Source organism: Brenneria izadpanahii (genome assembly GCF_017569925.1).
Lineage (GTDB): Bacteria > Pseudomonadota > Gammaproteobacteria > Enterobacterales > Enterobacteriaceae > Brenneria > Brenneria izadpanahii.
In genome coordinates, this window is the sequence record NZ_CP050854.1 from 3,105,917 (window position 1) to 3,119,034 (window position 13,118).

Annotated in this window: 13 protein-coding genes; 8 read left to right on the forward strand and 5 right to left on the reverse strand. The window is 52.6% G+C overall.

From position 1 onward, the window contains the following. Nucleotides 1-280 precede the first annotated feature (280 nt). Entirely contained in the window at nt 281-1,162 is an 882-nt protein-coding gene (gene rhtA / locus HC231_RS13940; protein ID WP_208227221.1) for a threonine/homoserine exporter RhtA, read from the forward strand. Here rhtA and HC231_RS13945 read toward each other — a convergent pair. Further along, entirely contained in the window at nt 1,147-1,701 is a 555-nt protein-coding gene (locus HC231_RS13945) for a shikimate kinase (protein ID WP_208227222.1), read from the reverse strand. The two genes, rhtA and HC231_RS13945, sit on opposite strands and share 16 nt — an antisense overlap. A 373-nt stretch (nt 1,702-2,074) precedes the next feature. Here HC231_RS13945 and dps point away from each other — a divergent pair, with 373 nt between their 5' ends. The 4 genes from dps to glnQ all read left to right on the forward strand — a co-directional run bounded on the left by dps (nt 2,075) and on the right by glnQ (nt 5,206). Then, nucleotides 2,075-2,578, forward strand: a complete 504-nt coding sequence (gene dps / locus HC231_RS13950; protein WP_208227223.1) for a DNA starvation/stationary phase protection protein Dps — start codon at nt 2,075-2,077, stop codon at nt 2,576-2,578. A 479-nt stretch (nt 2,579-3,057) separates the two neighbouring features. Continuing rightward, nucleotides 3,058-3,801: a glutamine ABC transporter substrate-binding protein GlnH gene (gene glnH / locus HC231_RS13955; RefSeq protein WP_208227224.1), complete on the forward strand. Its 744-nt coding sequence runs from the start codon at nt 3,058-3,060 to the stop codon at nt 3,799-3,801. Between the two features lie 26 nt (nt 3,802-3,827). After that, nucleotides 3,828-4,487 (forward strand): glutamine ABC transporter permease GlnP, encoded by a 660-nt coding sequence (gene glnP, locus HC231_RS13960; RefSeq protein ID WP_208227225.1) that lies wholly within the window; start codon nt 3,828-3,830, stop codon nt 4,485-4,487. Then, nucleotides 4,484-5,206, forward strand: a complete 723-nt coding sequence (gene glnQ / locus HC231_RS13965) for a glutamine ABC transporter ATP-binding protein GlnQ (RefSeq protein ID WP_208227226.1) — start codon at nt 4,484-4,486, stop codon at nt 5,204-5,206. The genes glnP and glnQ overlap by 4 nt, the downstream gene beginning before the upstream one ends. A gap of 149 nt (nt 5,207-5,355) precedes the next feature. On the opposite strand, the gene HC231_RS13970 is transcribed toward glnQ, so the two are convergent. The 3 genes from HC231_RS13970 to dinG form a co-directional block, all read right to left on the reverse strand. Beyond that, a complete protein-coding gene (locus HC231_RS13970) occupies nt 5,356-7,215 on the reverse strand; it encodes a M3 family metallopeptidase (RefSeq protein WP_208231339.1) in 1,860 nt (619 codons plus the stop codon). A gap of 103 nt (nt 7,216-7,318) precedes the next feature. Further along, entirely contained in the window at nt 7,319-8,287 is a 969-nt protein-coding gene (ybiB, locus tag HC231_RS13975) for a DNA-binding protein YbiB (protein WP_208227227.1), read from the reverse strand. A gap of 179 nt (nt 8,288-8,466) precedes the next feature. Continuing rightward, nucleotides 8,467-10,575, reverse strand: a complete 2,109-nt coding sequence (dinG, locus tag HC231_RS13980) for an ATP-dependent DNA helicase DinG (protein ID WP_208227228.1) — start codon at nt 10,573-10,575, stop codon at nt 8,467-8,469. 184 nt (nt 10,576-10,759) lie between these two features. Between dinG and HC231_RS13985 the strand changes: the two genes are divergently transcribed. Genes HC231_RS13985 through HC231_RS24005 form a run of 3 tightly spaced genes read left to right on the forward strand, consistent with a single transcriptional unit; the run spans nt 10,760 to nt 12,549 of the window. Then, nucleotides 10,760-11,614: an AraC family transcriptional regulator gene (locus tag HC231_RS13985; protein ID WP_208227229.1), complete on the forward strand. Its 855-nt coding sequence runs from the start codon at nt 10,760-10,762 to the stop codon at nt 11,612-11,614. A gap of 52 nt (nt 11,615-11,666) precedes the next feature. Further along, nucleotides 11,667-12,401 carry a LysE family translocator gene (locus HC231_RS13990; RefSeq protein ID WP_208227230.1) on the forward strand — a complete coding sequence of 245 codons (735 nt, stop codon included), beginning with the start codon at nt 11,667-11,669 and terminating at the stop codon, nt 12,399-12,401. A gap of 40 nt (nt 12,402-12,441) precedes the next feature. Continuing rightward, nucleotides 12,442-12,549 carry a hypothetical protein gene (locus HC231_RS24005; RefSeq protein WP_246494498.1) on the forward strand — a complete coding sequence of 36 codons (108 nt, stop codon included), beginning with the start codon at nt 12,442-12,444 and terminating at the stop codon, nt 12,547-12,549. Here the strand turns inward: HC231_RS24005 and idi are convergent. Beyond that, nucleotides 12,530-13,105 carry an isopentenyl-diphosphate Delta-isomerase gene (gene idi / locus HC231_RS13995; RefSeq protein ID WP_208227231.1) on the reverse strand — a complete coding sequence of 192 codons (576 nt, stop codon included), beginning with the start codon at nt 13,103-13,105 and terminating at the stop codon, nt 12,530-12,532. The genes HC231_RS24005 and idi overlap by 20 nt on opposite strands. Nucleotides 13,106-13,118: the final 13 nt, after the last annotated feature.

A 13,118-nucleotide genomic window follows, 5' to 3' on the forward strand; every position in this document is an offset into this window, starting at 1 on the left:
AATATTGTCAGAAACTCACTATCATATTAATTACATTGAATTTTAGCTGTCATTATCAAGAATGAATTTTAATTCAAATGAAATATTTAAAACAGAAAATTCTTAAATCTTTGTGTGATTTTCACGCTGCCTTATTCAATAAAAACAAATCAATTAAATATACCGTAAATAAAAGTCAAAAAACGTAAGCACTGTCCGGGAAAATCATTTACAATTGGTCAATCTGGCGGCACTGTTTTTTGATGATTGCCTCTTTTTACCTTTTATTAAGGCCGAAGGGATGACCTTATCCTCTCCACGTTTATCCGTATTCTTTCCCGTTTTTCTCATTATCGTATCGATGGTGTCGATTCAGAGCGGCGCCGCTCTAGCCAAGACCCTGTTTCCGCTGATCGGCGCCACCGGGGTGACGGCGCTGCGCCTGAGCATCGGTACGTTGATCCTCTGCGCCATTTTCAAGCCATGGCGCGTGCGCTCCCGCGGAAACCGATTGCCCTTATTAATTTACGGCGCCATGCTGGGAGGAATGAATTTCTTATTTTACCTCTCGCTGAGAACGGTTCCGCTGGGCATAGCGGTGGCTCTGGAGTTTACCGGTCCGCTTGCCGTCGCGATGTTATCATCACGGCGAGTGATTGATTTTTTATGGGTTATTCTGGCTATTCTGGGTCTGTGGTTTTTATTGCCGCTGGGACATAATATCGGCAACGTCGATCTGCCCGGCGCATTATGCGCGCTTGGCTCAGGAACCTGCTGGGCGTTATATATTCTTTTCGGCCGGAAAGCCGGCGCCAATCATGGCCCTGAAACCGTCGCCATCGGTTCGTTTATTGCGGCCGTGATATTTTGTCCCGTCGGTTTAATTTATTCCGACACGGCATTATTTTCATCCTCAATATTACCAATCGGCATTGCCGTAGCTATTTTTTCCACCGCGTTGCCCTATTCTCTGGAAATGATCGCATTAACCCGCCTTCCCGCCAGGACGTTCAGTACATTAATGAGTCTGGAGCCGGCTATCGCCGCTATTTCCGGCATGCTATTTCTCAGCGAACATTTATCCCTTATCCAGTGGATAGCGCTCCTGCTTATTATTACGGCGTCCGTCGGCGCGACCATGACGATAAAAACTAACCGGGAGAATAATCACTCTGCGCCATAATGATCCATATTCTGTGGGAAGCGGCGCAAAAAATCGCGACTTTCCCGCCGGGAGCGCAGGCGTATAAAACGAATATTCTGGTAACGCGGGTCGGATAAATCAGCCAGATATCGTTTACGGTTCGAAGAATAGGTTTTTATTGTCCAAATAACGATCGAGTCCCGGCTAAAAAAGTTGCGGGAAAATAACTCCCGGTTGCCGGTTCCCGCCCATAGCTCCTCTTTGTTCCATGAACGCCGCCAGGCCCGCGAGACCGCCTGAAAAAGCGTACGGATGAAGCCATAATCCACCCAAACCACAACATCGATGTCGCGCCATTTAATGGAGCGGGTTCGGTTGTAATTACCGTCAAGCACCCAGTCCTTCTGCGCCAGCGCGGTTTCAAGGCGAGGGAAAAATTCGCTATCGGGGGTTTCCTGCCAGTTTTCTCGCCAAAATAGCGCATCCATCTCAATGTAAGGAATTCCCAATCTGTGCGCCAGCGCTCTGGCAATCGTCGATTTACCGCTGCCGCTGGTGCCCACCACGTTAATTTTCATGCTGCATCCCGTCACTGTTACAATAATGTTATTCTTTAATTACTGTCATGAAAAATACAAATAATCATCACCGTTGTTATATAAAATAATTATCATCTACATTGCCAATTGACATAAACGGATAGGCCGTGTAAATACAAATGATATTCAATCAATCACCAGTGCGTCAGACCGGCTGCCGTCGCCGCAGAATTGAATTAAGTTTATAAAAAGCAAATAATTAGAAAAGCGCTAAATTATAAGTAGTTACTTTTATATGCGCTATATCTATTCATTCGATAGGTGATTCTTTTCAATGTTTTTTTTGGTTGCTGCTATAATTAACCCCGTTGAACAGTAAAATTACGAACAATTAAATAGAGAGGACAATATTATGCGTACCGCTAAATTGGTAAAATCCGCATCTTCTGAGCTTATCTACACTCGTAACGATTTGGATGAAGAAGTAAAAACCTCTACCATCAAGCTGTTAAGCCAACTGGTAGTCGACTTCATTGATTTATCGCTGATCACCAAACAGGCTCACTGGAACATGCGCGGTGCCAATTTTATCGCTGTGCATGAAATGCTTGATGGCTTCCGTACCGCAATCACCGACCATCAGGACACCATGGCCGAACGTGTTGTTCAGTTAGGCGGCGTTGCTCTGGGGACCGTGCAGATTGTAAATGAAAAAACTTCGCTGAAAAGCTATCCGGTCGACATTCACAATGTTCAGGATCACCTGAAAGCATTGGCTGAACGTTATGCCATCGTAGCTAATGAAGTACGTAAAGGCATCGCCAAAGCGGAAGACGAAGACACTGCGGATATCCTGACCGCCGCATCGCGCGATCTTGATAAATTCCTGTGGTTCATCGAATCCAACATCGAATAAGGATATTGCGAGTGTCGTAAAGTCGTATAAGCGCTCCTGGCAAGCCGATTCAGGTTTGCCTTTTGGAGGTGGGAGCGCTTGACGGCGACAATATCCACGCTATCAGAGAGCTGCTTCGGCAGCTCTTTTTGTTTTCCCGCGCCAGACGCCCCGCCTCACCTAGGCCATCCCAATACACGAATCCGTTATCATATCGGGTTCAGCGCTCAAAAAATTAGCGATCGTGCTTAAGAATCACCCATAAAGAAAATCAATGGTTGTTTCCCCGGCATAAATTCGTTAATCATAGTTATCGTCTTGTACAATAACATTGGAAGAAAAACCATGTTCTTTATAAGACGATTCATAATAAACGTTAGACAAAGTTAGATTAGTTGCAAACAACACATTGTTTTTAAAGCCTTTATGTTTTGTTCCGATATTGATATCGCCCGCGAAACAAAAAACTTCTCACAACCGGTAAAACTAGGAAAAATTGAATGAAATCACTATTGAAAGCGTCTTTGGCGGCATTGACGCTAGCCATGAGCATTTCCAGTCACGCAGCAGAAAAACCACTCATCGTTGCGACCGATACCGCCTTCGTGCCCTTCGAATTTAAACAAGGCGATAAGTACGTCGGTTTTGATATTGACCTTTGGGATGCCATCGCCAAACAACTCAATGTGAGCTATACCCTGAAGCCGATGGATTTCGGCGGCATCATTCCCGCACTGCAAACCCGCAATGTGGACGTCGCGTTGGCGGGGATCACCATCACCGAAGAGCGCAAAAAAGCAATCGATTTCTCTGACGGTTATTACAACAGCGGTCTGCTGGTTATGGTGAAAGCCGATAATAACGACATCAAGAGCGATAAAGATTTGGACGGGAAAGTCGTCGCAGTGAAAAGCGGCACCGGCTCCGTTGATTACGCGAAAGCCAACATTAAAACCAAAGACCTGCGTCAGTTCCCTAACATTGATAATGCTTACATGGAGTTAGGCACCAACCGCGCCGACGCCGTACTGCACGATACGCCGAATATCCTTTATTTCATTAAAACCGCCGGCAACGGTCAGTTCAAAGCGGTGGGCGAGTCTATCAAGGCGCAGCAATACGGCATCGCTTTCCCGAAAGGCAGCGACCTGCGCGATAAAGTGAATGGCGCGCTGAAAACACTGCAAGAAAACGGCACCTATGCTGAGATCTACAAAAAGTGGTTTGGCGTAGAACCTAAGTAATTGCCGATTTTATCTGGAGATATTCCATGCAGTTTGATTGGAGCGCCATCTGGCCTTCTCTGCCCCTGTTGTTAGAAGGGGCGAAAATGACCCTGCTGATCTCGGTATTGGGTCTGCTCGGTGGTTTGGTTATCGGCGTTGTCGCGGGCTTTGCCCGCGCTTACGGCGGCTGGTTTTCCAGCCGTATCGCGCTGGTATTTATTGAAATAATCCGTGGTACGCCCATCGTTGTACAGGTGATGTTCATCTACTTCGCTTTGCCGATGATTTTTACCTCGGTACGCATTGACCCCTTTACCGCGGCGGTCGTCACCATCATGATCAACTCCGGCGCTTACATCGCGGAGATCACCCGCGGCTCGGTGCTTTCTATCCATAACGGCTTCCGCGAAGCCGGATTGGCGCTGGGATTATCACGATGGGATACGCTGCGTTATGTTATCGCGCCGCTGGCGTTGCGCCGTATGTTGCCGCCTCTGGGTAATCAGTGGATCATCAGTATCAAAGACACGTCATTATTTATTGTCATTGGGGTGGCGGAACTGACCCGTTCCGGTCAGGAAATCATTGCCGGCAATTTCCGCGCGCTGGAAATCTGGAGTGCGGTAGCCGTGATTTATCTGTGTATCACACTGATACTCAGCTTCATCCTACGTCGTCTGGAAAGAAGACTTAAGATTATATGATTGAATTTAAAAATGTTTCCAAACACTTTGGTCAGACGAAAGTTTTACATGACATCGATCTGAAAATTAATCAGGGTGAAGTGGTGGTGATTATCGGCCCGTCGGGTTCCGGTAAATCCACGCTGCTGCGCTGTATCAACAAGCTGGAAGAAATCACCAGCGGCGAGCTGGTTGTCGATGGCCTGAAGGTTAACGATCCCCGCGTTGATGAGCGTCTTATCCGTCAGGAAGCCGGGATGGTGTTCCAGCAGTTTTATCTGTTCCCTCATCTGACCGCGTTGGAAAACGTAGCGTTCGGCCCCATCCGGGTGCGCGGCGCCAGTAAGGCCGAAGCGGAAAAGCTGGCGCACGACCTATTGAGCAAGGTCGGGTTATCCGAACGGGCGCACCACTACCCTTCCGAACTTTCCGGCGGTCAGCAACAGCGCGTCGCTATTGCGCGAGCCCTGGCGGTTAAGCCGAAGCTGATGTTGTTTGATGAACCGACTTCCGCGCTGGATCCCGAATTACGTCATGAAGTGCTGACGGTAATGAAAGATTTGGCGGAAGAAGGAATGACGATGGTCATCGTGACGCACGAAGTGGGCTTTGCGCATCAGGTTGCCTCGCGGCTGATTTTTATCGATAAAGGCCGCATCGCCGAAGATGGCGACCCGGAAACGCTGATCACCAATCCGCCGAGCGAGCGCTTACGCGAGTTCCTGCAACACGTATCTTGATCCTGAACCAAAACGTTGAAGGGAGTTGATGACAAGGTTCGGAACATTGCCATAAGCCCGCCCGGCCTCCACTTCCCAGGGGAGGCCGGGGTTAGGGCCAGAAGGTTTGTCATCAAATTCAAGGGGCGAAAGCCCCTTTCATTTATTGATTAGCGGGGATATTCCCGTTCGATAAAGGCGGCGAAATCCCGGCACATCACATCATCGCCCTGTTCATTATCAGCCAGCACCCGGCTGCCGTCGACCACGCGTATCCGCGCGGATAAGTCAAAATCCGCCGCAGGCTGGGGACGCCGCTGCGCCTGGGCGATCGACGCTTCGGCCAGTTTCCAGGCTTCGTCCACCGTCAGATTACATTCCTGCGCCAGATAGGCGGGATTAAAGCCCTCTCCCGTCAGGCTGCGCAAGGTATCATCATGGCTGACGCTATTGCCCGGCGACCAGTAATGCCGCGCCAGATCGGGGCCAATCGCCGCGTTATCCGTCAGGTAGCCGTCACGCTGCAAAAAGAAATGTCTGGTCTGCTCCACCGCCATTAACGCCAGCAGGTAGCCCTGGTAGGAACAGGCGGACTCCATTGATAATAAATGCGGGATAGCCATCGTCGGCCGGGGACTGCCGCTGATGCCCAGAATACGTTGTTCGGTATCGCGCGCCAGTTTGGTTATCGCCTCTGGCGTGCGCTGCTCGTCATCCCATGAATAGAGTTGCCATTCGAAGTAAGGCACCAGCAGAATATGCCGCTCATTAAACGCGCGCATCGGCTGGCGCGTGCGAATGGCGGCCCGGATCAGATCATCAGGAATTGTCTCGCCCTGCGCGTTTTTCGCATAACGTTTCAGCCAATCGGCATCCGTCAGCAGGCTGTCGCAGAACATGGATTGCGTTTCCGCATAAGCCATGGATGTGGGCGGAAACTCCTGTGAAAAACACGGCGCATTCTGGCGAATATTGGAGAAGTGCGCGGCGTGTCCGCCTTCATGAAACAGCGTATTAATCCCCGTTGCGCCGCTGCCGACCTGATCCGGCTTAGCCAGACTGGTGAAATTGATGCGCGCCGGGATCCATTTCCCCTGGTCAACGAACGGCGGAACCGGCCCGTGCATAAAGCCATTTTCGTACTTGCCTTTGCGCACCAGCAGATCGAGCTGCATTTCCGCGCCGTTAAAGCCGATATGCAGACGCTTAAAGCTGTTTACCCAACGCTCCAGCGAAGCGGCGAAAGGGAAATAGGGATCAAGCTGACGCGTGACATCGCCGGCGCTGGCGTAACGAATATTCCACGGCTCCAACGCCTGCTCGCCTTTCTCGGCGGCCAGTTCTTTTAGACTGCGCGCGTTTGCTTCCCGCGTTTGCTCTTCAAAAGGATCGAGAATGGCGAAAAGCTGCTCCGGCGTCATCCGTTCGGTTTTATTCACCTTGTAATCAAAGTAGTTGCGGTATCCCATCTGGCGGGCAAAGCGGTTGCGCAGGCCGACCAACTCAGGAAAGCCGTTATGCAGCAGCCACTGTTCTAGATCGCGCAACGCCTGCTGCGAGCTCTGCCGGTAGGCTTCCGTGTCATTGGTCGCCTGATTGGTCAGCAGCTCGCCTAATGAGGCGCCGACCCGTTGGCCTTTCGCATCCAGGTGCGTCATTTCATAGGCTTTACGCTTTTCAAACAGCGCGCTTTCCGCCGTGATGATCTCTTCCATCAACGCCTGCGCCTGGGGATCTTCAATCACATTGCAGTCAAAAAAGCGATACCACCCGTTTAACCCATGCAGCAATGCCTGCTGAGCGTCATTTACCGGGCTATTTTCCACCGCGGCGATGTGCCGGCGTAATTCAACCAGCCGCTGCGGCTGGGAAATAAAACGCTTATAGTCGCTTTCGGCACGAGAAAACCGGGCGGAAACATCATCGCTCCCGGTTCCCATATACAGTTGCCAGAACAGGTCTTCTTTGGTTTGGTGAACGGCAAGATAGTCGCGGTTCAGCGCATTAAAATAATCTACACTCTGTTGCATCATATTCCTTCTCTACCCTTTATGGTTGCAGGTGTCTTGCTTCCCTAACCGGGAGCCCCTTGCGGACGCCGCAAGCGCGGGTTCAAACCGGCTTCGGGAAGGCTCAGCCCAACCGTTTTCTAATGGCGGCCACGGCCTGCTCCATCGTCGGCGCTTCACCCGCCGCAACCAGACAACAGGCCAACTGCAGGCGAATCGCATGCGGTATCGCAGTTTCTCCCGCCAGGCATTGCGCCGTCCAGCGCGCCGTTGTTACGGCGTCCTTCGCGATGGGCAATGCGTCCGGGGCAACCGTAATATCCTGGCGCAACTGCAAAATCTGCGTTTTCTGCTGATGAATGAAGTGAATTTCCGGACAGCGTTGAGGAGTGGCATACACTTCGCCTTCCGAGCCGTGCATCAGTAGCGCCCGGCCGTCAATATCCCTGAAAAAAGTATCGACGCGGGAAATATACTCCGGGTGGGATACGCTGGCGATCCTCAAGGCATCGTAGTGCTTAAACGGCGTGGCGACTTTCGCCAGGGTATGGCTGCTGTTACGAACGCCCATACGCCAGCGTAACTGCAATTGCCGATCGATGGCCGGACACAGCAGCGCAACAGGAATGAAAACCGGTTCGCCGGCATCAAGCCGCTGTTGCGCCTGTTCGGCGCTTTCCGCCGCGACGATCCCCAGATGACGTAATATTTCAGCGCTGGTGACGCGGGTCGGATCCTCCATCACGCCGTGAATCACCACGGGAAAATCCAACTTTGCTAAAAGAAGCGCCAACAGCGGCGTTAAATTGGCCTGCCGTCTTGCGCCGTTATAGCTGGGGATCACGATAGGCATCGGACGCCGGGCGGGCGGTTGCAGATGAATGACCTGTTCGTCCATCGCCTGATAAAAACCACGCATTTCCGATTCGGATTCCCCCTTGATGCGAAAGGCGATCAGCAGCCCTCCCAGCTCAAGCTCCGGCACTTCGCCATTCAGCATCAGGCGATACAGCTGATAAGCCGTCTCTTGATCCAAATCGCGGGCATGATTTTTACCGCGTCCGACCTCTTTAATCACTTTAGTGTAGTCCATGCTGCCCCTCATTAACCGCGATTTTCCCCGAACCATACAAACGAAACGCTCCGGGTATCATTGATAGCATAGTCTGCGAAAATAGCATTTTATCACGCGAGTAAACAGCAGCGGCGGCAAGCCGATAGCCAGCTAAAGGCGCAAAGTTCACATTGAGATCGGCAACAGGACTGGGGGGCTTAAGCGTCCTGCGGCATCGCCCGTTCTTCGATCGGGAAAACCGGCAAGGCGGCGAGCAACCGGGCGCCGTAGCCTTTGGTTAGCAGACGGCGGTCGTAAATGACGATTTCACCGAAACATTCGTGGCTGCGGATCAAACGACCGACCTGCTGGATGAGATTGAATGACGCGCTGGGCAAACTCTGCACCGCAAACGGATGGCGTTTCAGGCTTTTCAGCCACTCGCCCTCCGTCAAAATCACCGGGCTATCAATGGGTGGAAAGGCGATTTTATGAATATGCACCTGAGACAATAAATCGCCTTTCAAATCCAACCCTTCGGCAAAGGATTGCAAGCCGATCAGTACGCTGGTCTGTCCCTGCTGCACCCGTTGGCGGTGCAACTCCACCAGCCGATAACGCGGTTTATCCCCCTGCACCAGCAGCATCAGGCGCAAATCGGCGACCTGAGTCAGAAAAAGCTGCATCGCCCGCTGGCTGGCAAATAACATTAACAGGCCATGATGCTTGCCCTGTTGCAGCTCCGAGCGGAAAAAACGCGCCATTTCGGCAATATGCTGCGACTCATTTGCCATCAGCGGTTCATAACGCATCTTCGGGATCACCAACCGCCCTTGCTCACGGTGGTTAAACGGCGAATTCAGCGCGATAAAACGGTCGCCGGCGTCCTCATCCAGGCCGGATAACTCCTGCAAACGAGAGAAACTGTTCAGCGAGCGCAGCGTCGCCGATGTTATCACCACGTGCGGCACATTGTTCCACAACAATTTATCCAGTTGGTCGCACACCCGGATTCCGGCGCAGTGAAGAAACAGGTGCGGTTGCCCATCGCGGATATCGCGGGTAAGCCATTTGGATACCGGCGCATTGGATGATTTGTCCATCGCCGCCAGACGCCACAGTTTGCTTAACGCTTCCAGATAGCCCAACAGCCGGCTCATTTTCAACAGCGCATGATGTAAACGCACCACATCGTGTTTACCCGTTTTCTCGCTGAGATCGTTGAGCATAAACTCCGTTAGCGCGCGCAGACTATCGGTCAGCTTAAATAAGCGGGTACAGCTTGCGCGCATTTCATCCGGCATTTTCCCCATCGGGAAGCGATACTCCGCTTCAACGCTATCCGCCGGCAAAAAAAGTCCGCACATTTGCGAAAATGACCGCGCCGCCTCGCGCACCTCTTCGCAATGGGCGGTCAGCCGTTCGCTGTGCGCCAACCGCGGCGGCGATTTCGGCGCAAACTGCGACATGCACAGTCCGATCTGCTGCACCACCTGCTCCAGTTGCAGGGTAATGGCGTCTGGCGTGATATCGCCGGACATTTCCAGCGTATCGCGCGCCACATCAGGAACGTGATGCCCTTCGTCCAGCACCAGCAGCAGATTTTTCGGATTCGGCAACACCGATTCGCTTTCCATAGCCGCCATCACCAATGCATGATTGGTCACCACTACATCGGCGTTTTCAATTTCACGGCGGGCGACAAAAAACGGACATTCGCGGAAATAATGGCAGTTGTGCCCAAGACAGTTGGCTTTATCGGTGCTGAGTTTGCGCCACAGACCATCGTCGATCGACTCCTGATAGTGATCGCGCAGGCCGTCCCAGGCGTAGCTTTGCAAAGCCTTTTCGATGCGCGCGCATTTCCCCTGCTCTTCACGGCTGGAAGGAACCAGCTCATCATCCAGAAACAGGGTTAAATCGCCCTGCGCATCCACATCCGTCGCCAGCATGGCCAGATTACGCGGACAGACATAGCGCCCGCGGCCAAACGCCGCGGTGAATTTCAACTCAGGGATAAACTTTTGCAGCAGGGGCAAATCCTTGCTGAAGATCTGATCCTGCAACGCCACATTCGCCGTGCTGACAACCAGCGTTTTCGCTTCCGCCCTGCCAACCGCGATGCCGGGAATCAGGTAGGAAAGCGTTTTGCCTACGCCGGTGGGCGCTTCGATGGCTAAATGGCGCGGATAATCGCACGCCAGCGTTTTTGCCACTTCGGCAATCATCTGTCGTTGAGGTATGCGAGGAATAAAATCCGGGATCTGTTGTTGCAGCGCCTTATACCATTGGCCAATCTGCTGTTTTATTGCGGGGGACAGCGCCATGCATTCTCTGTATTCAGTCAATCCGGCGGGTATTGTCCCACAGACTGTCCGTAACGTCAGCCGATATCACCGCACATTCCCCGCTCGACAAAATCCGGACCGGCGGTTAGGGTAAGCCCATATCCTGGCCGCCGATGGTAATTTCGGGCGGTAATACGCCAGCAACCCAAAAGATAAAGGACATATGTCATCCGTTCATAGCGTCGAGCAATCATACTGGTTTTCTCCGCAGCTTCCTTATGTGGAGTGCCGTTCCACCTGGCGCAGCGGCCAGGGCTATAAGACGCATAGTCATGCGCAGTTCTCCATTGGCGCGATCGAACAGGGCTCGACGATCTGTCATTACCGCGGCGAAAAGCGCCGCTTGCAGGCCGGCGATCTGATTTTCATCGATCCTCAGCAGCCTCACAGCTGCAATCCCCCGCCGGGCCAGACCCGCAGCTACCATATGCTGTACCTGGATACGGAATGGTGTCTGAAACAACTGTCCGGCCTATGCGGATTCCCGGTTAACACGCTGTACTGCCGCTGCGTCACGCTGCGCGATCCGGCGCGGTTTGCCGGTTATCTTCGGCTGATCGGTCAACTTCACCGGGGAGAGATCGCCGACGCCCGGCAAACGTTGAACGCGCTGATAACGCCGCTATTGCAGCAATACTGCGTTCCGCTTCAACCGATCGAGGCATCGCCGGAGCCCTCCGCCCTGGCCCGACTGACGGCGCAACATGTGCGCCAGCGTTTGCTAAGCAATTTGCAGGGCGCGCCATCGCTGGAGATATTGGCGCAGGAGCTAAATCTGCGGCGGGAAACCATTGTGCGGCATTTTCGCCGCCATACCGGCATTACGCCCATGGCATTTCTCAATAACGCGCGCGTGGAATATGCCAAGAGTCTGCTGAAAAAAGGCGCGCCGCTGGCCGATGCCGGCTATCAAAGCGGTTTTTGCGATCAGAGCCATTTCCATAAAATCTTCGTGCAATACACGGCGGCCACTCCCGGACAATATCGACAGGCCCGATCAATATTTGACAATAAATAGCGATATCAAATGCCTAGACTGACCTCGGTTATTCTTCGAGGTCATCGCTATTATGCATATCAGTACACTCTTTCCCGATAATTTTCCGGCGCTGGCATTGGCTCACTTTGTTGCGCTACTGAGCCCCGGCCCGGATTTCTTCCTTCTCGCCGCGTATGCGATTCGCTACCGCCTGCGGGGCAGCGCCGGAATTTGCCTGGGTATCGCGCTGGGAAACGGCCTGTATATTTTTCTGGCGATAATCGGCTGGGCGGGCATCCAGCATTCGCCGCGTCTTTTTACCATCATTGAGCTGGGCGGCGCCTGCTATCTACTGTGGATTGGTTATCAATTGCTGAAAAGCCGGGCATCTCATTCGATAGCGCCGGCGCCGCAGGCCGATCCCCGTCCTGCGTTCGAGATGCCAACTGCGCGAGGCATTCCCGCGGGAGCCTCATCGCCGCGTGTCGCTCAATCCTCAGACCTACCTGACCAGCATGACGATGGCTGTCCCGGTTTTCCCCGGCAAATTCTGCTGGGATTAGGCTCCGCATTGCTGAATCCCAAAAATATCCTGTTTTACATCAGTCTGATGACCACGATTCTCGGCCAGCATGTCACCCCCATTCAGCAAATCGTCAGCGGCGTCTGGATGTTTTCCATCGTACTCGGCTGGGATTTGCTGATCGCCGCGCTGATTACGCTGCCGCGGATACAGCAGCGGCTGCAGCGTTATCTGAATCCGATCGAGCGCGGCGCCGGCGTCATTTTGATATTCTTTGGTTTAGTGCTCCTGTTTCACCGCTGAAGGCTTTATAATTCAGCGCAATTAACAGAAGGATAACCTGATGAATTTAAGTAAAGCAGGGATTATCGGGCTATTTGCCCTGTGCGCCCTTGGCGGGATCGGCGGCGTGATGCTGGTCGGTTATATCATCATCGTGCACGGCGGTTAATTTCCTCCGCCGAAGCGCCGCCATTTCGCGCGGCATAAAACTGCGCCCAATAGGCCGGGATCCGCGAAAATGTCAGCTTAAACCAGGAAGTAAAGGCTTCCGGCGAAGCGTCCATTTGCCGCGTAATCTGTTCCAGAGAAAGATACTGAAATCCTTCGGCCTCATCGGGATCGGCGTTCGGAACGTCATCCGTGATGCCGAAATAGACATGCCCGAATTCATGTTCGATCAAACCGTTATCCAGCGGCAGGTGATAGGTCAGCGTAAACATCGGCGTGAGCGGACAACGCAGCCCCATCTCCTGGTACAAACGGCGATGCGCCGCCAGCAGCGAATCTTCGCCGGGAGACGGGTGGCTACAGCAGGTATTGCTCCATAATCCCCCGCTGTGATATTTCCCTTGCGCCCGCTGTTGCAGCAATAACTGGTGCTGCGAATTGAAAATATAAACGGAAATAGCGCGGTGCAACACGCCCTTTTCGTGCGCTTCCTGCTTTTCCATAATGCCTGTCGGCTCGTCGTTTTCATTAACCAGAATGACTTCCGTCAACGGCATATCTCTCCCCTTG